Raw genomic sequence first — 23,927 nt, 5'->3', positions numbered from 1 at the left:
AATGGATCTGGATCATAGACCCGCGCCAACAAGCCTGTTTATATGGGGTTCCTGCCCTCTTGCACTTGTTTGGCGCACCAAAAAGATCCTGGATAGCACCAAGTTGGTGCAATGTAGGGCGGGAGCAGCAGATTTTGGGACGCCAAGATGCGGCAACTGCCCTGAAATCATGCTGTCACAAACTTGGCACGATACTCGCTTATGTGAATGTGATGACGAATTCACCCAAAGAGTTTTAACACCGGAGGTTACTTAGCATGTCAGCTCAGAACGTAATGGCCTTGATCCAGGAACATGAAGTCAAGTTTGTCGACCTGCGCTTTACCGACACCAAGGGTAAAGAGCAGCACGTTTCCATCCCTTCCCACCAGGTCAACGAAGAGTTCTTCGAAGACGGCAAGATGTTCGATGGCTCCTCCATCGGCGGCTGGAAAGGTATTAACGAGTCTGACATGGTGCTGATGCCGGATGCGGCCTCCGCCAAGCTGGATCCGTTCACCGAAGAGACCACCCTGAACATCGTCTGTGACATCCTGGAACCGGCCACCATGCAAGGCTACGATCGCGATCCGCGCTCCATCGCCAAGCGTGCCGAAGACTTCCTGAAGTCCAGCGGCATCGCCGACACCGTCCTGTTTGGACCAGAGCCCGAATTCTTCATGTTCGACAACATCACCTTCTCGAACACCATGGGTCACAGCTTCGTCAAGATTGAATCCGAAGAAGCCGCCTGGAACTCGGGTACCGCCTACGAGCACGGCAACAAGGGCCACCGTCCCTTCGTCAAGGGTGGTTACTTCCCGGTTGCACCGGTTGACTCCTCCCAGGACATCCGCGCCGCCATGTGTCTGGTGCTGGAAGAGATGGGTCAGGTCGTCGAGGCGCACCACCATGAGGTGGCTACCGCCGGTCAGAACGAGATCGCCACTCGCTTCAACACCCTCACCCTGAAGGCTGATGAAGTCCAGGTGCTGAAGTACGTGATCCACAACGTGGCCCACGCCTACAACAAGACAGTCACCTTCATGCCAAAACCCATGTTTGGCGACAACGGCTCCGGCATGCACTGCCACCAGTCTCTGGTCAAGAACGGCGTCAACCTGTTCGCCGGTGACCTGTACGGCGGCCTGTCCGAGATGGCACTGCACTACATCGGCGGCATCATCAAGCACGCCAAGGCCATCAACGCCTTCGCCAACCCGACCACCAACTCCTACAAGCGTCTGGTACCAGGCTACGAAGCCCCGGTCATGCTGGCTTACTCCGCACGTAACCGTTCCGCTTCCATCCGCATCCCGGTCGTACCTAGCCCGAAAGCCCGTCGCATCGAGGTGCGCTTCCCGGATCCGGCTGCCAACCCCTACCTGGCCTTCGCGGCCCAGCTGATGGCCGGTCTGGACGGCATCATCAACAAGATCCATCCGGGCGATGCCATGGACAAGAACTTGTACGACCTGCCGCCGGAAGAAGCCGCAGAAGTGCCGACCGTTGCCGGCTCTCTGGACGAAGCCCTGGCAGGTCTGGATGCAGATCGCGAGTTCCTGACCCGCGGTGGCGTGTTCAGCGATGACTTCATCAACTCCTACCTGGAGCTGAAGCAGCACGACGTGGACCGCGTCCGCATGACCCCGCACCCGCTGGAGTTTGAACTGTACTACTCTGTCTAACAGATACAGTCAGAACCCAATAGATACAAAACCCGCCTCATGGCGGGTTTTTTCTCTGATAGGCTTTAGGCGAGATCCCACCAAGGAGAGATGGATGAGAATGAGCCGCTATGCCGGGTTCTTGCTGCTGATCTGCCTGAACGCCCAGGGGGCCAAGATCTACTCCTGGATCGACAGCAGAGGGATCACCCACTACACCAGCACCCCTCCCGCCGGTCAGCAAACTCAGGAGATCGATCTGCGGGTCGCCCCCCTGGTCGGCACCAACACCCATTCGGTACAGGTCGATAATTACAACCACCTCATTGGCGCCGATGTCAGACAGGCCGAACTGGCCATCTCCCTGCTCTCCCCCGAGCCAGACAGCACCCTGCGCGACAACACGGGCAACATAGTGTTCGAAGCCCAGGTCACCCCAGTCCCCCCACCCCAGTTCGACCTGCGCCTCTTGCTCGATGGCAAGGAGCGGGTCCGGATCCACAACACGCTGATCATCCGCCTGGAAAACCTGGATCGGGGCACCCATAGGGTGCAGCTCGAGCTACTGGCAAAAGACGGTACGATCCTTGCTAAATCAGAAGTTGTGACTTTCTATCTGCACAGAACCAGAGCCAATCAGGCAGCCACCCTGGGCCCTACGCCTCATAAAGGGTGATCCTCTGCACCTATGCGGGTAGACTGAATGCACTATATTGGTGCATTGCCGGTGTGTAGCACCGTTTTAGGGAGAAACCTGTGCCAGTCCGCTCGGATCAAGCCAAGACATTACTCGACAACCTGCTGACTGCCGTCATCCTGATGGACGAACGTCTCTGCATTCAGCACGTCAATCCTGCGGCAGAACAGCTGCTCTCCCTCAGTCAACGCCGGCTGATCGGGCTGGAGCTGCCCCATCTGCTGGAACACATCTCCCTCGACTTGCAACGCTTTCGTCAGTGCCTCATCTCGGGGCAAGGCTTCACCGACAGCGAGGTGACCCTGGTCGTGGAAGGGGAACCCCGCCTGGTCGAACTCAGTGCCAGCCCCCTGGCCGACCATGAACAGCGTTTGATCGTGGTAGAGCTGCGCAAAATCGACCAGCAGAAGAAGATCAGTCAGGAGTTGCAGCAGCATGCTCAACAGCAGGCGGCCAGAGAGCTGGTGCGCGGTCTGGCCCACGAGATTAAAAATCCCCTGGGTGGCCTGCGTGGTGCGGCCCAGTTGCTGCAAAAGGAGTTGCCGGATCCGGCCTTGCGTGAATATACCGGCATCATCATCGAGCAGGCTGACAGGTTGCGGTTGCTGGTCGATCGCCTGCTTGGCCCCCAGCGTCCCGGCCGCCATCAGGTTCACAATGTCCACTCGGTACTGGAGCAGGTTCGCCGCCTGGTGGAGCTGGAACTGCCCGCCGGGATCCGCATAGAGCGGGACTATGACCCCAGCATTCCCGAATTCGAGATGGAACCGGATCAGCTGCAACAGGCCTTCCTCAACATAGTGCGCAACGCCGCCGAGGCACTGGTCAGCCAGACAGGCCTGATCAGCCTGCGCACCCGCACCGTGTTCCAGATCACCATCCATGGCCAGCGTTACCGGCTCGCCGCCGAGATAAAGATCATCGACAACGGACCCGGCATCCCGGATGCCATCCGTGACACCCTCTTCTACCCCATGATCACCGGTAAAGAGGGGGGAACGGGGCTCGGCCTCTCCATCGCCCAGAACCTGATCGATCAGCACAAGGGCCGTATCGACTGCATCAGTTGGCCAGGACATACCGAGTTCACCGTTTATCTACCGCTTCGCAAATAAGGGAACGTCATGACCGCAAAAGTATGGATCGTCGATGACGACAGTTCGATCCGCTGGGTGCTGGAGCGCACCCTGGGCAACGAGGGTTTCGAGTGCGAGAGTTTCGCCGATGGCGAGGCCCTGCTGCACTCCCTGGAGGCACGATCTCCCGATGTGATCCTGTCCGACATCCGCATGCCCGGCATCGATGGCCTCAGCCTGCTGGAACAGATCCATCGTCGTCAGGCGGACTTGCCCATCATCATCATGACCGCCCACTCGGATCTCGATTCCGCCGTCAACGCCTACCAGCGTGGCGCCTTCGAATATCTGCCCAAGCCGTTCGATATCGAGGAGGCGGTCACCCTGGTGCGCCGCGCCGAGAATCACCTGAAAGAGCAGCGCACCAAACGCAAGACCCGCCCGCAAGACGCCAGCAGCAGCCCGGAGATCATCGGTGAAGCCCCCGCCATGCAGGAGGTGTTTCGCGCCATAGGCCGGCTGTCGCGGTCCAGCATCTCGGTGCTGATCAACGGCCAGAGCGGCACCGGCAAGGAGCTGGTCGCCCACGCCCTCCATCGCCACAGCCCGCGTGCCCACAAAAACTTCATTGCCCTCAACATGGCGGCCATCCCGAAAGATCTCATCGAATCTGAGCTGTTCGGCCATGAGAAGGGCGCTTTCACCGGGGCCAACAACATTCGCCATGGCCGCTTCGAGCAAGCGGATGGCGGCACCCTGTTTCTCGATGAAATCGGCGACATGCCACTCGATGTGCAGACCCGGCTGTTGCGGGTACTGGCCGATGGCCAGTTCTATCGCGTCGGCGGCCATCAGCCGGTACAGGTGGACGTGCGCATCATCGCCGCCACCCACCAGAATCTGGAGAAGCGGGTCGCCGATGGCGAATTCCGGGAGGATCTGTTCCACCGCCTCAACGTCATCCGCATCCATATCCCGGCCCTCAAGGAGCGCCGTGAGGATATCCCCCAGTTGGCGCACCACTTCCTGCTGCGAGCCGCCAAGGAGCTCAACGTCGAGGCCAAGAGTCTGCACCCGGATACCCAGGTGTTCATCAGCCGGCTCCCCTGGCCTGGCAACGTCCGTCAGTTGGAAAACGTCTGCCGCTGGCTGACCGTCATGGCCTCGGGACAGGAGGTGCTGGTCGCCGATCTGCCTCCCGAACTGCTGACCCCGATCACCAGCGTCGCCGAGCCGGGTCAGCCTGCACTGGCCGGTGGCTGGCAGCAACAGCTGCGCGACTGGGTCGCAGCCAAGCTGGCTCTGGGAGAGATAGACATACTGGCCGATGCCATGCCTCAGTTCGAACGCATCATGCTGGAGACGGCGCTGGAGCATACCCATGGCCATAAGCAGGAAGCGGCTCGCTTGCTCGGCTGGGGCCGTAACACCCTCACCCGCAAGCTCAAGGAGCTCGATTTCTCCTGAGTACCCAACGCCAGGCTCCAACGCCCGAACGCATCATGCTGGAGACGGCGCTGGAGCAACCCTCACCCGCAAGCTGAAAGAACTCGATTTTCCTGAGCTCGGCTGGCCCCCAGCCACAAGGGGGGCCCGCCATGCTGCGATTTCAAGCTCCTCCTTTGCCAGCCCCATCATGATCCCAACGGCAGCGGCTCAGCACACAGCGGCCCCCTTCGGACTTGGCAATGCCATGAAAAAATCCGCCGTCTTTCGCTGCAATGCGAAAAACGGCGGATAGTGTCGACGCTTGTCAGGCTAACGTTAGCCCTGGCGGCTCACTGACACTGCGCGTGGCGTCTCAGCGAGCTTGTCTCCCATGAAGGCTCAATATGCCTTGCTGCCCAGCAAGTGACCATCGACCGGCGAGGGTAAACCGTACTGGGAGTTCTTGCCATGAAACGCCTTGGTGGTCTGGCCAAGGTCGCCCTTGAAGCGGGGATCCTGGGGCCTTTCCTGACTATTGATGTAAAGCGACACATCCCAGGCCTGCTGGTCGCTCAGGCTTCCCCCCTGAGAGAGCGGCATGTTGCTCTTGATGAAAGCGGCCGCCTTGTCGATGCCGTGCATACCCGCGCCCCAGTTGTAGCTCTCCTTGCCCCACAATGGCGGGAAGACGTAGCGATCCGCTACCTTCTTGCCCTCCCCCTCGGCGCCGTGGCAATCGGCACACCGCTCGGCATAGACGCTCTGGCCCCGCTTGAAGTCGGGGGACTGGGGAGGGGTGGCGATGGTAAAGAAGTTGCGACCCGGCAGCTTGTCACTGATGGGGGCACCGCTCGCCAGCCAGTAGGAGTAGGCCACCAGATCGCGGATGGCAGGGCTGTCATAGGCGGGAGGCTGCCCCCCCTTGGCATTCATCGAATAGAGGAAGCAGCCTTGCAGCCGATCCTCATAGGTGTTCACCTTGTTGTTCTTCTTGCGATAGGCGGGATAGGAAGGATAGGCACCCCACAGCGGACTGGCGCCGGGAATGATGCCGGAACCCAGATGGCAATTGCTGCACTGCAGGCCATTACCGGGCTGACCCTGCCCCTTGAGCTGCTGGGTGTTGACGAACAGGTTGTAGCCCCGCTTGATGGCGGCACCCATCTCACCATCCGGCACCGCAGACCAGTCGGGCACCTTGTGATAGTTGCCATCCGGCGCCTTCTCTCCAAGGGGGACGCTGAACTGATCATCAAAGGATTCGGCATGGACCAGCCCAGCCAGCAGGCAGCTCATCAGATAGAGATATTTCATTTCGTCACCCCCTGGGCGGCGAAGTAGTTGGCTACGGCCTCCACTTCTGACTCGCTAAGCGACTTGGCGATGGCGGACATGGATCCCATGGCGCCCGCCGGACGCTTGTCCGCTTTCCAATACATCAGCTGACGCTTGAGGTAGGCCGGATCCTGGCCGGCGAGGCGGGGAAACAGGGGCATGACCCCTATGCCACTGGGCCCATGACAGGCAACACAGGCAGGCAAGTTACGATCCGGTTTGCCCGCCAGAGCCAGCCGCTCACCAGCCTCCATATCTCCCGGCCACTTGTCTCCGCTCCAATGCAGCGCCACTTCCTTGGCCGCCGACTGGCTGGCGAAGTGGTTGGCTGCACGCTTTATCTGCTCGTCGCTGAGTTGATAGATGATGGGATTCATGAAGTCGCTGACTCGCTTGCCGCTGCGAAAGGCGTGCAGTTGCTCAGTCAGATAGGCTTCTGATTGTCCCCAGAGGCTGGGGATGTTGGACTCTTTCGGCACGCCATTCAGACCATGGCAGGTGGCACAGATTTGGGGTACATCCTGGGTTGCCTGAGCGGCCTGGGCCAAAGGGGGTACCAGACAGGTCAACAGGGTGGTGAGCAGTGCTCGCATCTTTATCGACAAGGATGTATCTCCAATCAACAGCGGTAAAGTCCATAATACTTGTCAGGGTAAGACCCCCTATCGAAGAGGGGTAGCCATAGCATAGCTGCTCTCCAGTGGTCCGATCTGGTCAAAGAAAACGCCAGCCCGAGGGCTGGCGTTGTTATAACGGATGAGATCACTGGCCTCATTGCGAGATGGTGAGACCCTGGCTGTCGGCCCCCAGGCTCAACAGCTTGCCTGGGACAACCCGACCACTGAGCAGGGCCTGGGCCAAGGGGTTCTCCACCTTCTGCTGGATCGCCCGCTTGAGGGGTCGCGCCCCGTAGACGGGATCGAACCCGGCGTGGACCAGCTTGGTCAGCAGCTCCTCGCTCACCTCCACCTCGAAGCCCTGGGACTCCAGACGGCCCATCAGGCTCTTGAGCTGGATGCGGGCGATGGACTTGATGTGATCCTCTCCGAGGGGGTGGAACACCACAGTCTCGTCGATCCGGTTGATGAATTCCGGTCGGAAGCTGCGGGTCAGCAGCTCCATCAACAGGGCCTTCATCTCCTCATAGTCCTTCTCGGCATAGTGCTCCTGGATCAGATCCGAGCCGAGGTTGGAGGTCATGATCACCACCGTATTGCGGAAATCGACGGTGCGGCCCTGACCATCGGTCAGACGACCATCGTCCAGTACCTGCAGCAGGATGTTGAACACATCCGGGTGCGCCTTCTCCACCTCGTCCAGCAGGATCACCGAGTAGGGGCGACGGCGTACCGCCTCGGTCAAATAACCCCCCTCCTCATAACCGACATAGCCGGGAGGTGCCCCCACCAGCCGGGCCACGCTGTGCTTCTCCATGAACTCGGACATGTCGATGCGCACCATGGCATCCTGGGTATCGAACAGGAACTCGGCCAGCGCCTTGCACAACTCGGTCTTGCCCACCCCGGTCGGGCCGAGGAACAGGAAGGAGCCGATGGGGCGGTTCGGATCGGACAGCCCGGCACGGGAGCGACGGATGGCGTTGGACACGGCTTCCACCGCCTCTTCCTGGCCGATCACCCGGCTGTGCAGCTGCTCTTCCATCCGCAGCAGCTTGTCGCGCTCCCCTTCCAGCATCCGCGCCACCGGGATCCCGGTCCAGCGCGCCAGCACGTCTGCGATCTCCACATCGGTGACCCGGTTGCGCAGCAGGCTGGTCTCCTGCATCTCGGCCTGAGTGGCGAGATCGAGCTGCTTCTCCAACTCGGGGATGCGGCCGTATTGCAGTTCGGACATGCGGGCCAGGTCCCCGGCGCGGCGTGCGACGTCGAGATCCTGACGGGCCTGCTCCAGCGCGGCCTTGATGTGCTGGGTACCGGCCAGCGCCGCCTTCTCCGCCTTCCAGATCTCTTCCAGCTCGTTGTAGTCGCGCTCCTTCTCGGTCAGCTCCTGACTGAGCAACTCCAAGCGCTTGCGACTGGCGTCGTCATCTTCTTTGAGCAGCGCCTGCTGCTCCAGCTTGAGCTGGATGATGCGCCGCTCCAGCCGATCCAGCGACTCCGGCTTGGAGTCGATCTGCAGGCGGATGCTGGCCGCCGCCTCGTCGATGAGGTCGATGGCCTTGTCCGGCAGCTGGCGATCGGCGATGTAACGGTGGGAGAGCTGAGCCGCCGCGACTATGGCAGGGTCGGTGATCTGCACATGGTGGTGCAGCTCATAACGCTCCTTCAGCCCGCGCAGTATGGCGATGGTGTCCTCCACCGAGGGCTCCTCCACCAGCACCTTCTGGAAGCGGCGCTCCAGCGCGGCATCTTTCTCCACATACTGTCTGTATTCATCGAGGGTGGTGGCGCCGACGCAGTGCAGCTCACCCCGCGCCAGGGCCGGTTTGAGCATGTTGCCCGCGTCCATGGCTCCCTCGCCCTTGCCGGCGCCGACCATGGTGTGCAGCTCGTCGACGAAGAGGATGACGTTGCCCTCCTCCTTGGCGAGATCGCTGAGCACGGCTTTGAGCCGCTCTTCGAACTCACCGCGATACTTGGCGCCCGCGACCAGGGCCCCCATGTCCAGGGAGAGCACCCGCTTGTTCTTGAGCCCTTCCGGCACCTCGCCGTTGATGATGCGCTGAGCCAGCCCCTCGACGATGGCGGTCTTGCCGACCCCGGGGGCACCGATCAGCACGGGGTTGTTCTTGGTACGGCGTTGCAGCACCTGGATGGTGCGACGGATCTCTTCGTCCCGGCCGATCACGGGGTCAAGCTTGCCTATTTCGGCGCGCTCGGTGAGATCGATGGTGTACTTCTCCAACGCCTGGCGATTCTCCTCGGCATTGGCGTCATCGATCTTCTTGCCGCCACGGACCTTGTCGATGGCCTGCTCGAGTTTCTCTTTGGTCAGACCCTGGCTGCGCAGCAGCTCGCCCAGGTTGCCCTTCTCGTCGAGGGCCGCCAGCAGGAAGAGCTCGGATGAGATGAACTGATCCTTGCGCTGCTGAGCCAGCTTGTCACAGACGTTGAGCAGGCGACCCAGGCCATTGGAGAGCTGTACATCGCCCTCGACGCCGCTCACCTTGGGCAGGCGATCGAGCTCCTCGCCGAGGCGGGAGCGCAGGGCATTGATGTCTATCCCGCACAGGGTCAGCAAGGGACGGCTAGACCCACCATCCTGATTGACCAGGGCAGTCATCAGATGGACGGGTTCGATAAATTGGTGATCACGACCCAGTGCGAGAGACTGGGCATCGGAAATAGCGACTTGGAATTTACTGGTCAGGCGATCGAGGCGCATTGCACTCCTCCCTTTGAAACAGACGCCGCCTTGGGCGGCAACAACGGAACTTTCTGATAAGGAAGATGAGGTCTGCAGCCAGGATTTCAAGGGGAGTGGTTGTTTATTTTTTCCTCAATGGCGGTTTCAGAGAGGGCCGCGCGTTATCCGGCAAGGGGCGAGCCGGTGCGCTGTTCCGGCCAGAGAGACAGGCATTCATAGGTGGGCACTCACCGGCTTCGCTGAGCGCCCACCTGTCTACTCTGCCAGCCAGATGAGGGAGGCCATGCGGCCGGTCTGGCCATCCCGGCGATAGGAGTAGAAACGCTCGCGGTCGCTGAAGGTGCAGTGCTCGCCCCCATAGACGGCGCTCACTCCGGCGCGGGCCAGGCGCAGCCGGGCCAGCTGGTAGATATCTGCCAGCCACTTGCCCTCGTTGGCAGACGGGATGAAGGCGGCAACGGCTTCGGCCTGCTCGGCGAGAAAAGCGTCGCGCACCTCGCCACCGACTTCAAAGGCACTGGGTCCTATGGCCGGGCCCAGCCAGGCGAGTATCTCGGCGGGCTTGCAGCCCATGGCTTTGATGCTGGCCTCCAGTACGCCATTTTGCAGACCACGCCAACCGGCATGAGCGGCAGCCACCAGGGTGCCCGCCCGGTCGCACAGCAGCACCGGCAGGCAGTCGGCCGTCATCACTATACAGGCCAACCCCGCCTCGTGGGCGCAGGCCGCATCGGCCTCCGGTGCCCCGTCGTATTCGTTGCTGACGGGGTGGACGGCGATGCCGTGCACCTGATTGAGCCAGTTGAGCCGACCCGGGATCCCGGCGGCTTGTTGCAACAAGCCACGATTGGCCTCGACCAAGGCAGCCTCATCCCCGACATGGGCCCCCAGGTTGAGACCGGCAAAGGCGCCTTGGCTCAGGCCGCCATCCCGGGTGGTGGAAAGGGCCCGGACCCGCGCCGGGGCAGGCCAGTTCGGTACTATCGTCTCCATCACTGACTCCTTATCAATCATGAAAAAATACCATAAAAAACGGGGCACCCACTGGGTACCCCGCCCTTCGCACTCTCTTGGACCACTCCGTATCATCCGGCCTGGTCGACGCGCTTAGCCCCAGATCAGATCATCCGGATTGGCCAGGGTATCGGCACGCATTGCCTCCATCAGATCCAGCATGTCCTGCGGCGTTGAGGAGTGCCACTGCATGACTTCGCCGGTGATGGGGTGAGCCAGTTGCAGCATGGTGGCGTGCAGGGCCTGACGGTGGAAGCCGCGCAGGGCAGCAGTCAGCTCGGGGGTGCCGTTGCGCAGCAGACGCATGCGACCACCGTAGGCGGGATCGCCTACCAGCGGGTGCTTGATGTGCGCCATGTGTACCCGGATCTGGTGAGTACGACCGGTTTCCAGTCGCAGTCGCAGGCGGGTGTGGCCACGAAACTTCTCATGGACCCGATAGTGGGTCACGGAATCACGGCCATTGGGAATGACAGCCATGTGGGTACGCTGGGTAGGATGACGGCCTATGGGCGCATCCACGGTACCGCCAGCGGTCATGTGACCGATGGCAACCGCTTCATACTCACGGGTGATCTGGCGGGCCTGCAGCGCCTCCACCAGATGGGTCTGCGCCGGGATTGTCTTGGCGATGACCATCAAGCCAGTGGTGTCCTTGTCCAGACGGTGGACAATGCCGGCGCGAGGCACTTCGGCAATCTCGGGATAGAGGTGCAGCAAGGCGTTCAGCACTGTGCCGTCCGGCGTGCCTGCCCCCGGGTGAACCACCAGACCAGCCGGCTTGTCGATCACCAGAATATGCTCATCTTCGAAAACGATGTTGAGCGCTATATTCTGGGCATCCCAGCGGGTGTCGTCTTCCAGCTCGACTGTGACATGGACCTGCTGCCCCGAGATGACTTTCTCACGGGGGATGTTGGCAACCTGACCATCCAGGGTCACTCTGTCTTGCAGGATCCACTCCTTGATCCGGGTGCGGGAGTAGTCGGGAAATATTTCTGCCAGAGCCTGATCGAGTCGCTGCCCGAATTGGTGATCCTGGAATTCGCCTGTTAATTCAATATGCTGGCTCATGTATGGTCTCTTGAGCGGGGGTTTCAATTCGAAATAATCCGGGTATTCTAGCTTTTCTTTTAGCCAAGCATAACGGATACTTTGCCAATTTCGTGGAAATGGACCGGATGTTGTTGATGGGAAAGAAGTCTCACCTGCTGATGTCGCTCGCCTTGGTCGCTACCCTGATCACTGGCTGTTCCAGCACCAAACCCAAGGTACCCGACGAACCGCCGGAGACCCTGTACCAGAAAGCACGCCTCAAGCTGGATGCCGGTAACTATGTGAATGCTATCGAGTTATTGGAAGCATTGGACTCTCGTTATCCCTTCGGCGCCTACTCTAATCAGGTGCAGCTCGACCTCATCTATGCCTATTACAAGCAGGATGATACCGCCCAGGCGACTGCCAATATCGACCGCTTTATCCGCCTCAATCCCGCGCACAAAAATATAGATTACGTCTTCTATATGCGTGGCTTGACCAACATGGCGGGCGATTACAATTTCTTCCAGGATCAGCTCGGCATAGCGCGGGATGACAAGGATCCCTCCTACGCCCGTCAGGCGTTCCAGGACTTCAAGACCTTGCTGCAGAACTATCCGAACAGCAGTTACGCCGCCGATGCCCGTGCGCGCATGATAGGCCTGAAAAACCGCCTCGCGCGCTACGATCTGAGCGTGGCCAAATATTATGTAAAGCGTGATGCGCTGATCGCCGCCGCCAACCGCGCCAAGCAGGTGGTTGAGACCTACCCGGACACACCGGAGACCGAAGAGGCACTGGAGATCATGATCGAGTCCTACGACACCCTCAAGATGCCAACTCTGGCCCAGCACGCCCGCGAAGTGCTTGGCAAGAACTACCCGGAAAACCGGCACGCCAAGGGCTGATCACCTCTACCCGAACAGAAACCGATGGCCCCGGCCATCGGTTTTTTTTGCCTGTCGATCCGACGCTGCCCGGCAGTATCCTCTTCGGGTAGGGGCACAGCAGCCTACAACTCGCGCCCCGCCACACGACTGACTCAGTTGCGCTGCTTGGCTCGCATGATGTTGATGATCTCGATATCGGTATCCAGCATGCCCTTCCTGGATAGCTGACCCAGGTTGGCAATGGTCTGATCCACGTCGTCCGAGACGATGCCCTCGCTCTGAGGCACCCGCAGGTTGTTGATCGCCATCAGGGAGGATTTGACCGCCGCCGAGGTAGAGGTCGACACCTTCATGGAGCAGGCACTGCCGGCGCCGTCACAGATGATGCCGGAAACATCGCCAATCATGTTGTTGATGCAGTGGCTTATCTGTTCGAACTTGCCGCCCAGCAGCCAGGTGATGGCGGATCCCGCCCCCATGGCAGCGGTACTGGCCGCGCAGAGGGCGGAGAGCTTGTTCTGATGCATCTTGATGTAGATGGCCACCAGATGGCTCATCACCAGTGCCCGGATCAGCTGCTCCTCGCTCGATGCGAGGAAGCGGGCGGCGGCGACCACCGGCATGGTGGCGGCAATGCCCTGGTTGCCCGAGCCCGAATTGGACATGGCGGGCAGCATGGCGCCGTCCATGCGCGCATCGGAGGCGGCAGACGACAGTCGCATGGCCAGGGTCATCAGATCGTCGGAGAGCAGCTTGCGCTCCACCTGATCGGTCAACATCTTGCCGATGCTCAGGCCATAACCCTGCAACCCTTCGTCAGCCAGGGCCTGGTTCATGCTGGCCGCCTCGCCAATGAAGGTAATGTCGGCAAGCGGCACCTCGAGAGAAAACTCGACTATCTCCTTCAGGGTCAGGGCGGGCTTGGCCGATCTGGCTGGCTGGATCTGCACCCCGGGGGCGCTGGCTTGCTCCATCAGCACCTCGCCATCCTTCTCCATCAGCACGATGCGGGTGTGATCCGTGCAAATCACCACCCGGGCACTGTGACCATCAGCCTCCGCCAGCACCTCAGCGTAGAGCACGTCCGGCACATCCTTCACATCGACCTTGATGAGAGGCAGCAACGCCTTGGCGGCTTCCACCTGGGCCGGAGTGAGTTGCTTGAGCACCTCCAGTCCGCCATCGGGGTTACCCCCCGTGATGCCGACGGCGGCGGCGACCGGCAGACCTATCATGCCGGTGCCGGGTACCCCGACCCCCATGCCGTTCTTGAACAGATTGCCGCTGACCCAGACGCTGATGCGGGTCGGATCCTGCCCCAGCAGCTTGCGGCAATTGGCGGCGGCAAGGGCCACCGACATGGGTTCGGTGCACCCCAGGGCCGGCACTACCTCACGCTTGAGCAGGGCAATAAATTCGATCCATTGTGACTTCATCTGCAAGTGCTCCATGGTCTGGCGCGGCGCCTCTTCTATGTCCGACATACTAAATATTGCGGGAAAACTAAAAATTAGTTGATAAACCCCGGCGTGATGGCAGGCATTATGCCCGACTTTTGAGCGATTACCACAACCAAGCCCTGGGAATAATGGCGGGATCAAATCTGAAGAATCGGCAGTGAGGGCCGAGTGGCTATCGCGCTCGGCCATCCACTTCAACGAGGCCACCACCTGGCGTCTGTCAGGTGATGAGACATGCTCAGAGCAAGGCACCACAGGGCCCGACGCCATCAGAACGCCAAACGACAGGCACAGAAAAGGGGGCCTTGGCCCCCTTGAATACTCTTGCTGTGACCTGGATCAGAGCGCCTTGAGGATAGCCTCGACGCTGGCCTTGGCATCGCCAAACAGCATCTGAGTGTTCTCCTTGAAGAACAGCGGGTTCTGGACACCGGCATAGCCTGTGTTCATGGAGCGCTTGAAGCCGATGACGTTCTGCGCTTTCCACACTTCCAGCACCGGCATGCCGGCGATGGGGCTGCCCGGATCTTCCATGGCGGCCGGGTTGACGGTGTCGTTGGCACCGATCACCAGTACCACGTCGGTATCGGTGAAGTCGTCATTGATCTCGTCCATTTCCAGAACGATGTCATACGGCACCTTGGCTTCCGCCAGCAGCACGTTCATGTGACCTGGCAGACGACCGGCAACCGGGTGGATACCGAAGCGCACCTTGACGCCGCGATCCCGCAGCTTCTGGGTGATCTCGGCCACCGGGTACTGGGCCTGCGCCACCGCCATGCCGTAGCCCGGAGTGATGATGACGGAGCTGGCGTTCTTCAGCATGTCGGCCACATCTTCGGCGTTGGTTTCGCGGTATTCACCCATCTCCTGATCAGCCGTAGAGGCGACACCGTCGGAGCCGAAGCCACCGGCGATAACCGAGATGAAAGAGCGGTTCATCGCTTTACACATGATGTAAGAGAGGATGGCACCGGAGGAGCCCACCAGGGCACCGACCACGATCAGCAGGTCGTTGGAGAGCATGAAGCCCGCCGCCGCCGCCGCCCAACCGGAGTAGGAGTTGAGCATGGAGACCACCACCGGCATGTCGGCGCCACCGATGGAGGCCACCAGATGCCAGCCGAACGCGAAGGCGATCAGGGTCATTAGCACCACCGCCATGGTGGAGCCACCGGCGTTGACGAAGTGCACCATCAGCGCCAGCGAAACCAGCACGGCCAGCAGGTTCAGCTTGTGGCGATGGGGCAGCATCAGCGGCTTGGAGGAGATCAGGCCACGCAACTTGCCGAACGCCACTATGGAACCGGTGAAGGTCACGGCGCCGATGAAGATACCGAGGAAGACTTCCACCAGGTGGATGTTCAGCATGGCGCCGGTGAGGTGCTCGGCCTGAGCGGCACTGGCCGCCTGCTCGAACGCCGCCCGGGCCGCGGCCAGGGTCGCATCCAGATTGGAACCGACAGAGACCACGACAGCCGCCGGTGCGGAGGGGTGCAGATCGATAAAGCTGTTGAAGCCCACCAGCACCGCCGCCATCCCCACGAAGCTGTGCAGCACCGCCACCAGCTCGGGCATCTCGGTCATCTCGACCTTGAGTGCCAGCCGCACGCCGATGGCGCCGCCGATGACCATGGCCAGAATGATCCAGTGCACACCACTGGTTTCCGGATTGAGTACGGTGGCGACGAGGGCGATAGCCATCCCCGCGATACCGAACAGGTTGCCATGCTTGGCCGTTTCTTGCTTCGACAGTCCGGCGAGACTGAGGATGAAGAGCACGGCGGCAACGATATAGGATGCTGTTACCAGTCCTTGAGACACGTTAAACCCCCTTAATCCTTACGGAACATCTTCAGCATGCGCTGAGTCACGGTGAAGCCACCGAAGATGTTGATACTGGCAATCAGCACGGCGACAAACGAGAGCGCGGTGACGAGTGTCGAACCCTGACCAATCTGCAGCAAGGCACCGACCACGATAATGCCGGAGATGGCATTGGTGACCGACATCAGCGGCGTGTGCAAGGAGTGAGATACGTTCCACACCACGTAGTAACCGACCACACAGGCCAGGATAAATACGGTGAAGTGGGACAAGAAGGCGGCGGGTGCCACGGCGGCGACCCAACCGAAGGCGGCGATGCCGAGGGCACCAAACACATACTTCTTGTTGGATGGCTTCTTGGCTTCGGCCTTCTTGAGCGGGGCGGCTGCCGGTTTTTGCGGCGCGGCAGAGACGGCAATGGCGGGGGGCGGGAAGGTCACGTCACCGGCCTGGATCACCGTCATGTTGCGCTGAACCACGTCCTCGAAGTCGATGGCAACCTGGCCGTCCTTCTCCTTGCACATCAGCTTCATCAGGTTGACCAGGTTGGTACCGTAGAGCTGGGAGGATTGGGCAGGCAGGCGGCCAGGCAGGTCGGTGTAACCGATCACCTTGACGCCGTTCGGGGTCACGAACAACTCGGTCGGCACAGTGTATTCACAGTTGCCACCGGTGGCCGCTGCCAAGTCCACGATCACCGAACCCGGCTTCATGCTGTCGACCATCTCTTTGGTGATCAGCTTGGGAGCAGGACGACCCGGGATCAGGGCGGTGGTGATGATGATGTCCACTTCCTTGGCCTGCTGGGCAAACAGCTCCATCTCGGCCTTGATGAACTCATCGGACATGACCTTGGCGTAACCATCGCTGGAGGCACCATCTTCGCCGCCGAAGTCGAGCTTGAGGAAACTGCCCCCCATGGACTCAATCTGCTCGGCCACTTCCAGCCGGGTATCGAAGGCACGCACTATGGCGCCCAGGGAACCGGCGGTGCCGATGGCAGCCAGACCGGCCACACCGGCGCCGATCACCAAGACCTTGGCAGGGGGTACCTTGCCGGCTGCGGTGATTTGACCGGTGAAGAAGCGACCAAACTGGTGCGCTGCTTCGACCACGGCGCGATAGCCACCGATGTTGGCCATGGAAGAGAGGGCGTCGAGGGATTGGGCACGGGAGATCCGCGGCACCATGTCCATCGCCATCACATTGATGTTGCGTGTCGACAGCTTCTTGACCAGCTCGGGGTTCTGAGCGGGCCAGATGAAGCTCACCAGGGTGGCACCATCTTTAATTTCGGCGATCTCGGCGTCGGTCGGGGCGTTGACCTTGAAGATAAGGTCGGCTTGCCAGACGCTCGGCACCACGCTGGCACCGGCAGCCTCGAAGGCGGCGTCATCGAAGCTGGCCAGCTGGCCGGCGCCAGTCTCGACAGCAACCTCGAAGCCGAGCTTTTTCAGCTGCTCAACGGTGGCCGGGGTCGCTGCGACCCGGGTCTCACCGGCGAGACTCTCTCTCGGTATTCCAATCTGCATGACTATTCCCTGATGGTTAATAAATAATCGCGACCTAGTGTCTCATCTCTCGCGAAACAAGGCGCGGCCAAATTGCAGGCCAAGGACTCTTTGTTATGAAAATCAGCAGGCTCTTCCGCAACCTCCTGTCATGGTCAGGCCCCCGCTTTTCAGGTGCGAAGGTGATTAGTATCAAATTTTGGAGTTTTATTACAACCGCCGTCCGGATGGTACGCGTACAGAAATCAGCCCATCCAGGACCGTGATTTAAAAAAACAAACCAAATTAGCTACTTATACCAGTAAAAAGCACTGGAAAAAGTGATCCAACCAGTCAAAAAAAATGTTTTGCTGGCCCTCTATCTTAGCGCTTTTTGTTCTTACGAAATTCACTCCAATCGCAGATATCGGAGTGAACAGGGTAAAAGTAACGGTTTCGTAACAAGGAAGGGGCCGATCCCCCGCCAAAATGGCAGGATCCGGCCCCTACTGTCAGTCGTTTAGTGCGGTGGTAAGGTGAATACTCCCCTTACCAGACGGCTTCATAAATATGCCGGCTCTGCACCAGGTCGATGTCACCGTGTTCCCCGAGCGCCGTCATGCCGTGCTCTTCGAGCTTGGCCAGCAGGGTGTCGATATTGGCGTCGGCCAGGCCGTAGTCCCGCAGCCGGGTCTTGACCCCCATCCGCTCGAAGAAGTCGCGGGTGGCTTTGATGGCGCCGTCGATACGCTCTTCTTCGCTGCCACTGCGCAGATCCCAGACCCGCTCGGCGTATTGCAGCAGCTTGGCGTGCTTCTGTTCACGCTTGGCAGCGAGCAGGGCGGGCAGCACCACCGCCAGGGTCTGGGCGTGGTCGAGGCCGTGCAGGGCGGTCAGCTCGTGGCCCAGCATGTGGGTGGCCCAGTCCTGGGGCACGCCGGCCCCGATCAGGCCGTTGAGCGCCAGGGTGGCACTCCACATGATGTTGGCGCGCACGTCGTAATTTTCCGGCTCCACCAGCGCCTGGGGGCCCTCTTCAGCCAGGGTCAGCAGCAGGCCTTCGGCGAAGCGATCCTGCACCTTGGCGTTGACCGGGTAGGTGAGGTACTGCTCCAGGGTGTGGATGAAGGCATCCACCACGCCGTTCGCCACCTGGCGGGCCGGCAGGGTGTAGGTGAGCACGGGATCCAGCACGGCGAAGCGCGGCATCACGAACGGCGAGAAGAAGTGCTGCTTGTCGCCGCTGCTTCTGCGGGTGATGACGGCCCCCATGTTCATCTCGGAGCCGGTGGCCGGCAGGGTCAGCACGGCGCCCAAGGGAATGGCGGAAGCCACCTCGCCACCGACCGTCTCGAGGATGTGCCAGGGCTCCCTGGCCAGATCGTAGTGAGCGGCGGCGGCGATGAACTTGGTGCCATCGAGCACCGAGCCGCCGCCGACGGCGAGCAGAAAGTCGATCTGCTCGGCACGGGCCAGCTCGACCGCCCCCATCAGGGTCTCGTAAGCCGGGTTGGGCTCTATGCCGCCGAACTCGAACAGGGTCAGGCCCGCCAGCTCGCTGCGGATCTGCGCCAGCAGGCCGCTGCGCACCACGCTGCCGCCACCGTAGGTGATGAGGACACGGGCGTCGGCCGGGATCTGGCCGCGCAGCTGGGCCACCTGGCCCTTGCCGAACAGCACCTTGGTGGGGGTATGGAGAGTAAAGTTGTTCATCGACATTGCCTTCTTCTGATAGTCCGGCGGCCTGGCCGCAAAATGTTGATTGCATTTTTCTACAGACAACACCTACCATCAAGGCAACATTCTGCACATTGTTTGCCTATTTCTACAAACCATCAGAATCCACCCGGAGCGACCATGTCCAACCGTTACGCCGATCTCGCCGCCAGGCTGGCCCGCCACGTCACCACCCCGGGCATCACCCCCTCCCCGGTGGATCAGGTGAACCTCATCTACACCACCGAGTATCACGGCCGCACGCCCGTGCTCTACCAGCCCCGGATGATCGTCATATTGCAGGGACACAAGGTGGGCTATCTGGCGGATCAGGTGTTTCGCTACGACCCCAGCCACTACCTGCTGATGACACTGCCGCTGCCCTGCGAGTGCGAGTGCTTCGCCTCCCCCGAGCAGCCCCTCATCGGCTTCTCCCTGGAGATCAACGTCGCCACCCTGCAAGAACTGCTGCTGGAGCTGGGGGATGCCCTGCCCGCCCCGGCTGTGCAAAAGAGCGGCGTGCACTCTGTCCCCCTGTCCGAAGACATGTTCTGTGCCGCCGAGCGATTGATCGATCTGATGGACAAGCCCCACCACGCCCGGGTGCTGGGGCCGCAGACGGTGCGGGAGATGCTGTTCTACGCCCTGCACGAGGGGGGCGGCCCGGCGCTGCAGGCGCTGGCCAATCGTCACAATCATGTGGGCCAGATAGCCCGGGTGCTGCGTATGATAGAGGCGCGCTACGCCGACACCCTGACCATGGAGGAGCTGGCCCGGGAGGTGAACATGAGCGTCTCCGCCTTCCACCACCACTTCAAGGCGGTCACCGCCACCTCGCCCCTGCAGTACATCAAGTCGTTTCGCCTGCACAAGGCGCGCATGATGATGCTGCACGACGGCATCAAGGCGGGGGCGGCGGCGGCCAGGGTCGGCTACGAGAGCAACTCCCAGTTCAGCCGGGAGTACAAGCGCTTCTTCGGCAGCACGCCGACGGATCAGGCCTCCCGCTTCCGGGAAGGCCAGTTGCACATCATCGAAGGCTAACAGAGAGGGATCCCCCATGCGTTCACTGCTTTGTCTGCTCACCGCCTGGCTACTGACGGCCTGCACCGGCCTCGCCGACGGCATCCGCCCCGTCACCGGCTTCCAGCTCGATCGCTACCTCGGCACCTGGTACGAAATCGCCCGTCTCGACCACAGCTTCGAGCGGGGGCTGGAAGAGGTGAGCGCCAGCTACAGCCTGCGTGACGACGGCGGCGTCAAGGTGCTCAACCGCGGCCTGCAGAGCGATGGCAACTGGCGGGAGGCCGAAGGCAAAGCCTACTTCGTCGGTAGTCCTGACGAGGCGCGGCTCAAGGTGAGCTTCTTCGGCCCCTTCTACGGCGGCTACAACGTCATCGATCTGGACCCCGACTACCAGCTCTCCCTGGTGACCAGCTACAACCACGACTACCTGTGGATCCTCTCCCGCTCCCCCCAGCCGCCCAAGGCCAAGGTGGATGCGCTGATCGCCAAGGCCAGGGGGCTGGGCTTTGCCACCGACCAGCTTATTTGGGTCAGGCAGGCCCCTGCCCCGACGCCGAAATAGAACAGGGCAGCCCGCGGGCTGCCCTGTTTCTTGCTTGCCGGTTTAGAGCCGGAAGCGCCCCAACTCCTCGGCCAGGCGCTCGGTCAACGACTTGAGCTCGGCGGCCTGAGCCGCCTCTTCCTGCGCCTGCTCGGCCAGCTCCTGGGAGACATGGCGGATATTTTCGGTGTTGCGGCTGATCTCGCCGGTGACCGAGGTCTGCTCCTCCGCTGCCGCCGCTATCTGGGTCGCCATGTCGCTGATGGTGCCGATGGCCTCGTTGATCCGGCTCAGGCTCTGGTTGGCCGATTCCGCATCCTCGACGCTGGTGCCCGCCAGCTGACGACTGGTCTCCATGCCGCTCACCGCTCGGCGAGTGGTCTGCTGCAGTGTCTCTATCATCTGCTGGATCTCGTCGGTGGAGTCATGGGTCCGCTTGGAGAGTACCCGTACCTCGTCGGCGACCACGGCGAAGCCACGGCCCTGCTCACCGGCCCTGGCCGCCTCGATGGCGGCGTTCAACGCCAGCAGGTTGGTCTGCTCGGCGATGCCGCTGATGGTGGCCAGGATGCCGCTGATCTTCTGGGCGTGGGCATCGAGCTCGTGGATGATCTGGCTGGCATCGGCCACCTCGTCCGCCAGCCCGGTGATGCTGCGCTGACTCTGACCGACTTGGGACTGACCGGCGACGGCCAGCTTGACCGCCTCCCCCGAGGTGGTGGCAGCAAATTCGGCATTACCCGCTATCTCCTGGGTGGCTGACGCCATCTCGGTCACCGCGGTGGCCACCATGACGATCTCGTCCTGCTGTTGACGCACCTGCTGGCTGCGGGCCTGGGCACCGGCTGCCTGACTGCGAGACTGTTCGGCCAGTTGCTGACCCACCTCCCGCAGCCGGCTGACGATACCGTGCAACCGGGCCACAAACTGGTTGAAGCTGCGGGCAAGCTGGCCCACCTCATCCTGGCTGCGAGTCTGGATCTGGACGGTGAGATCGCCCTCGCCATGGGCGATGTCATTGAGAGCGCTCGCCACCCGGCCCAGATCTTGGAACAGGTACTTGAAGGTGCTGGTCAGGATCAGCCCAAACAGCAGCAAGAGGCCGCCGCCTATCATCACCAGCTGCCAGAGCAGGCTGTCGAGGGGGGCCAGCAATACATCCCGCTTCATGACCATGGTCAGCAGCCAGTCAGTATTGGGAATGGCCCGCACCAGCACCATGCTGGCCTGGCCGCCTATCTCGACCTCCTGCAGTGACCCCTGCTGACTCATGGCTTGCAGATGGGCGACATCCAGATTGGCATCCAGATCCTGGCTCCGCTTCAGGGTCAGCGCCTGGTCGGGATGGGTGACGATGAGGCCGTTCTTGTCCAGCAACATGGCGTAGCCATCCCCCTGTACCCGCATGGCCAGCACGTCCTTGATCAACTTGTCCAATGCCAGGTTGGCACCGACCACGCCGGCCAGCCTGCCTTGCTGCATCACGGGCGCGGCCAGGGTGACCACCAGTTGCTGCATGGTGACGCTGACATAGGGTTCGGTGATGATGAGCCCGCCCACCTTGACCGCATCCTGGTACCAGGGGCGCTCGCGCGGGTCGTAGTTGCCCTTGTTGAGGGAGGGATCGTTGCGGGTCATCACCCCCTCGGTCGAGCCGTAGTATGCCAGTCCGAAGCCACCGGAGCGCAGGGTCTGCTGCAGATGAGACACAAGATCCGCCTCCGGATAGCGGGCTATCACATCCACCTGGGCACTGAGGCTCTCCCGCCTGTCCTGCATCCAGTTGCCTATCCCTTCCGCGTAGGCGCCAGCGTAGTTGCGTGCCTCGCTGTCGATGGCATTCAGGGTCTGGCTCTTCAGGCTGAAGTAGACGATCGAGCCCAGCAGGCAGACAGTCAGCACTACGACCCCCAAACTGGTCGCCAGCAACTTGCCGCGAAGGGAAAGGTTCATGGAAACTCCTCATAACGGTAGAGAGGGTGTCAAATAAAAACTGCACACCTTATGTGGTCTATATCGACCGGAAACACCCGACCATGAACCGCCACTGCTTAATTTTTGATAGGTCAATAGGCGGTGCCCGCCACCACGCCCACCGAAGAGCAAAACGCACAATGAGGCAGGCCGCCCGCCTGCGGCTGGAGCAGCCAGGCCGACGAACCGCTCACGCAACCTCCCGGCACTGGGTGGCACAGTCCATGTGGTGTCGCGCAAGGAAACGGATGGCACCATTGCCGGAAACCGCAGGGTAGAAAACGGCAACAGGGACGAGTGAAGGGCGACCTGGCCAAGCCATCGAAAAGCAGGGGGCACCGGGGGTGAGCAGCAGGCGTCAGGGGAAACAAACGAGCAAGGTCGCCCTGGAGAGCAGGAAACGCAGAAATGCGAAAGGCCAGCTCAATGAGCTGGCCTTTCTAAAAATGGCAGGGGCGGCAGGACTCGAACCCGCAACCATCGGTTTTGGAGACCGCTGTTCTACCAATTGGAACTACGCCCCTGCAACAAACGAGGCGAATTATACAAAGCCGGGATCAAAGGTAAAGGCTTTTTTTCTCACTTTCGATGCGATTGCACAAATGACGAGCAACTCAGGGTTATTTGCACAACTTCACCGGGTAACTTGCTGTATTTGCAGCCTTGCCAGGGTAGGAAAGGCCCACTAATGGGGGTAGGGTGGATCTTGGCAAGAGGAGGCTGCTCATGCTCAATTACCGATTACTTCAACAACTTGCACCGCTCAACTTCAGGGATGAACGCAACACCGAGTCCCTGCCCGACTATCTCGATCGGGTCGCCCCGCTGGTGCCCTTCATTCCCCAAAATGTGCTGGCCCAGTGGATTTACCGTCATTGGCGCGGTTTTGAGTCCAACTGGAGCTTTATCGACCTCGCCCAGCACCGCTTTGAGTGTGAAGCCTGGCCCACGGCGCAGATTGTCACCCAGGTCGGCTCCCGCCACATGGAGGCGATCGCACGTTGGCAGGAGCTGCTCAACCACAACAGTTACGTGCGCCGCTCCTGGCTCGGTGACTACATGCTGAGTCAGGGTAGCTGGCCCGAGCCCATCATAGTGCTGGCGACCGATGAGCAGAGCCGGTACCCGGACGGCCGAGCCATGCCTGCCCCCTATTGTCTGCTGGAGGGACATCATCGGCTCGCCTATTTACGAGCCATGGCCTTCGAGGGGGCCTCGCTGCAGCCTCTGCACCAGATCTGGCTTTGTCGCCCCATTCGCAACAGTTAAACGTTTTTTTGCCGTAAAAGTGCCTAATAAATAAATTTTTGACAATTCAAAAAGCGACTCTATAATCTGTCCGGTTTTGAAAAAGGTCGGGATATGTTGACGCAGTCACACACTCAGAAAATAGCCTCGCAGCCGGGTGGAACTCACCAGCGTCGAGTCGTTGTTTCCGGTTC

General features: G+C 60.9%; 18 protein-coding genes, 1 tRNA gene and 1 pseudogene. 8 read left to right on the top strand and 12 right to left on the bottom strand.

Annotation, left to right across the window (positions count from 1 at the left end):
* Positions 1-257 precede the first annotated feature (257 nt).
* The 4 genes from glnA to glnG all read left to right on the top strand — a co-directional run bounded on the left by glnA (position 258) and on the right by glnG (position 4,886).
* A complete protein-coding gene (glnA, locus tag BN1130_RS13585; protein ID WP_042042627.1) occupies positions 258-1,667 on the top strand; it encodes a glutamate--ammonia ligase in 1,410 nt (469 codons plus the stop codon).
* 100 nt (positions 1,668-1,767) lie between these two features.
* Complete coding sequence (locus tag BN1130_RS13580) at positions 1,768-2,322, top strand: DUF4124 domain-containing protein (RefSeq protein WP_042042626.1); 555 nt, start codon at positions 1,768-1,770, stop codon at positions 2,320-2,322.
* 80 nt (positions 2,323-2,402) lie between these two features.
* Positions 2,403-3,458 carry a nitrogen regulation protein NR(II) gene (gene glnL / locus BN1130_RS13575; RefSeq protein WP_042042624.1) on the top strand — a complete coding sequence of 352 codons (1,056 nt, stop codon included), beginning with the start codon at positions 2,403-2,405 and terminating at the stop codon, positions 3,456-3,458.
* A gap of 9 nt (positions 3,459-3,467) precedes the next feature.
* Positions 3,468-4,886 (top strand): nitrogen regulation protein NR(I), encoded by a 1,419-nt coding sequence (glnG, locus tag BN1130_RS13570; RefSeq protein ID WP_042042621.1) that lies wholly within the window; start codon positions 3,468-3,470, stop codon positions 4,884-4,886.
* Between the two features lie 360 nt (positions 4,887-5,246).
* Here glnG and BN1130_RS23195 read toward each other — a convergent pair whose 3' ends face one another.
* The 6 genes and pseudogenes from BN1130_RS23195 to rluD all read right to left on the bottom strand — a co-directional run bounded on the left by BN1130_RS23195 (position 5,247) and on the right by rluD (position 11,597).
* On the bottom strand, positions 5,247-5,723 hold the full coding sequence (locus BN1130_RS23195) for a c-type cytochrome (protein WP_370736615.1): 477 nt from the start codon (positions 5,721-5,723) through the stop codon (positions 5,247-5,249).
* A gap of 21 nt (positions 5,724-5,744) precedes the next feature.
* A pseudogene (locus tag BN1130_RS23190) lies at positions 5,745-6,011 on the bottom strand (c-type cytochrome); the annotation flags it as partial.
* Positions 6,012-6,157: 146 nt separating this feature from the next.
* Positions 6,158-6,787, bottom strand: coding sequence for a c-type cytochrome (locus tag BN1130_RS13560; protein ID WP_042042618.1), 630 nt, complete (start codon positions 6,785-6,787; stop codon positions 6,158-6,160).
* Positions 6,788-6,953: 166 nt separating this feature from the next.
* Positions 6,954-9,527, bottom strand: a complete 2,574-nt coding sequence (clpB, locus tag BN1130_RS13555) for an ATP-dependent chaperone ClpB (protein ID WP_042042617.1) — start codon at positions 9,525-9,527, stop codon at positions 6,954-6,956.
* A 237-nt stretch (positions 9,528-9,764) separates the two neighbouring features.
* Positions 9,765-10,502, bottom strand: a complete 738-nt coding sequence (pgeF, locus tag BN1130_RS13550) for a peptidoglycan editing factor PgeF (protein ID WP_042042616.1) — start codon at positions 10,500-10,502, stop codon at positions 9,765-9,767.
* Between the two features lie 114 nt (positions 10,503-10,616).
* Complete coding sequence (rluD, locus tag BN1130_RS13545; RefSeq protein WP_042042615.1) at positions 10,617-11,597, bottom strand: 23S rRNA pseudouridine(1911/1915/1917) synthase RluD; 981 nt, start codon at positions 11,595-11,597, stop codon at positions 10,617-10,619.
* Between the two features lie 116 nt (positions 11,598-11,713).
* Here rluD and BN1130_RS13540 point away from each other — a divergent pair, with 116 nt between their 5' ends.
* Entirely contained in the window at positions 11,714-12,469 is a 756-nt protein-coding gene (locus BN1130_RS13540; protein WP_042042677.1) for an outer membrane protein assembly factor BamD, read from the top strand.
* A gap of 134 nt (positions 12,470-12,603) precedes the next feature.
* Here the strand turns inward: BN1130_RS13540 and BN1130_RS13535 are convergent, their stop codons facing one another.
* The 4 genes from BN1130_RS13535 to yqhD all read right to left on the bottom strand — a co-directional run bounded on the left by BN1130_RS13535 (position 12,604) and on the right by yqhD (position 18,941).
* On the bottom strand, positions 12,604-13,887 hold the full coding sequence (locus BN1130_RS13535; protein ID WP_370736614.1) for an L-cysteine desulfidase family protein: 1,284 nt from the start codon (positions 13,885-13,887) through the stop codon (positions 12,604-12,606).
* A 363-nt stretch (positions 13,888-14,250) separates the two neighbouring features.
* Positions 14,251-15,735, bottom strand: a complete 1,485-nt coding sequence (pntB, locus tag BN1130_RS13530; RefSeq protein ID WP_042042613.1) for a Re/Si-specific NAD(P)(+) transhydrogenase subunit beta — start codon at positions 15,733-15,735, stop codon at positions 14,251-14,253.
* Positions 15,736-15,746: 11 nt separating this feature from the next.
* Positions 15,747-17,270, bottom strand: a complete 1,524-nt coding sequence (locus tag BN1130_RS13525) for a Re/Si-specific NAD(P)(+) transhydrogenase subunit alpha (RefSeq protein ID WP_042042612.1) — start codon at positions 17,268-17,270, stop codon at positions 15,747-15,749.
* A gap of 507 nt (positions 17,271-17,777) precedes the next feature.
* A complete protein-coding gene (yqhD, locus tag BN1130_RS13520; protein ID WP_042042611.1) occupies positions 17,778-18,941 on the bottom strand; it encodes an alcohol dehydrogenase in 1,164 nt (387 codons plus the stop codon).
* A 144-nt stretch (positions 18,942-19,085) separates the two neighbouring features.
* Here yqhD and BN1130_RS13515 point away from each other — a divergent pair, with 144 nt between their 5' ends.
* Together BN1130_RS13515 and BN1130_RS13510 are read left to right on the top strand one after the other, a co-directional pair.
* Entirely contained in the window at positions 19,086-19,988 is a 903-nt protein-coding gene (locus tag BN1130_RS13515; RefSeq protein ID WP_042042609.1) for an AraC family transcriptional regulator, read from the top strand.
* A 16-nt stretch (positions 19,989-20,004) separates the two neighbouring features.
* Positions 20,005-20,532: a lipocalin family protein gene (locus tag BN1130_RS13510; RefSeq protein WP_042042608.1), complete on the top strand. Its 528-nt coding sequence runs from the start codon at positions 20,005-20,007 to the stop codon at positions 20,530-20,532.
* 42 nt (positions 20,533-20,574) lie between these two features.
* Here the strand turns inward: BN1130_RS13510 and BN1130_RS13505 are convergent, their stop codons facing one another.
* A complete protein-coding gene (locus tag BN1130_RS13505) occupies positions 20,575-22,464 on the bottom strand; it encodes a methyl-accepting chemotaxis protein (protein WP_042042607.1) in 1,890 nt (629 codons plus the stop codon).
* Between the two features lie 468 nt (positions 22,465-22,932).
* Positions 22,933-23,009: transfer RNA gene (locus tag BN1130_RS13500), tRNA-Trp, on the bottom strand.
* Positions 23,010-23,211: 202 nt separating this feature from the next.
* Here BN1130_RS13500 and BN1130_RS13495 point away from each other — a divergent pair.
* A complete protein-coding gene (locus BN1130_RS13495) occupies positions 23,212-23,754 on the top strand; it encodes a hypothetical protein (RefSeq protein WP_042042606.1) in 543 nt (180 codons plus the stop codon).
* Positions 23,755-23,927: the final 173 nt, after the last annotated feature.

Source organism: Aeromonas rivuli (genome assembly GCF_000820045.1).
Classification (GTDB): domain Bacteria; phylum Pseudomonadota; class Gammaproteobacteria; order Enterobacterales; family Aeromonadaceae; genus Aeromonas; species Aeromonas rivuli.
Note: the sequence above shows the minus strand (reverse complement) of the source record. Positions and strands in the feature narration are given on the sequence as shown.